This window comes from Bartonella sp. AA83SXKL (genome assembly GCF_042196965.1).
Lineage (GTDB): Bacteria > Pseudomonadota > Alphaproteobacteria > Rhizobiales > Rhizobiaceae > Bartonella.
In genome coordinates this window covers 1-898 of sequence record NZ_JBHIRG010000121.1, presented here as the reverse complement: position 1 = coordinate 898, position 898 = coordinate 1, and the positions used below count along the sequence as shown (strand labels likewise).

At 44.2% G+C, this 898-nt stretch carries 1 pseudogene; it reads right to left on the bottom strand.

Features of this window, described 5'->3' with window-relative positions:
• Positions 1-85: 85 nt before the first annotated feature.
• Positions 86-898 (bottom strand): annotated as a pseudogene (locus ACFINO_RS10050) (hypothetical protein); the annotation flags it as partial.

Genomic DNA, 898 nt, shown 5'->3' with positions numbered 1-898 from the left:
TACTCTCTAAAGGATGCAATGATGTCTTCAAGATAAGGCGCTATACGCTCCATATCCCAAGACGTGGTCAAAAAGACATTTGCCATTACCCTCTGCCTAAAGGACGTAAATCCACATTAAATCCTGTGATTTGGTTCCAATGAACGCCTTCAGGAATACGCAATTTAAAGCGGTGATAACGATTGCGCGAACGACCATGATAAGCACCCGTAAGATAAGAACACACCCTCTCCTTGTGCCATGTAATCGGCGTCTGATCATTACGAAGCCGACGTTCCCCTATGCTTAAAAGACCTTCCGTCGTATCAACTTCAGCAAACATCTTCGTGATAAAGTTAAAACTTCCATCCGGCGCCCCCATTTCTTGCGAAACAACCGTTGCCTCCATCGGTGCTCCCGTAAACATAACAAGTCTATTTTCATCATCAAAAGCACCAAGCATTGGGGCGCCACTTTGCCAACGAGGGCTGTCTAAAGAAGCCGGCAAGGACTCAAGATTGATCGAGATCTCATCTAACTGTTCTAAAGTATAACCTGTCGTAAATACTGGAAACAACGTGAAAGGTTTTCCCTGTAGCGTCGACCATTTCTGCAATCCCCAATCATAAACAAAGGTCGTTTGCTCGTTATTGCCTCTCTTTAAGGACCAGTAAATCCGGTTATCAATGGGATCTATAACCCCTTGCATCTCATCAAGAGCAAACTTATCAAAGGTTTTAAAAACTGTTCTATCAACCTTCTCAAAGCCTATCGGCAAAAGTTGACCATCCAAACTCATCTGATAAAAGCCACCATCACCAGCAAAAAAAGCATCACTCCCACGACACGCTATAGAGGCTGCACTGCGGGATCCACGCTTGTCTTGAAGCTTTTGAAAAATAAAGGGGACTTTAGAGCC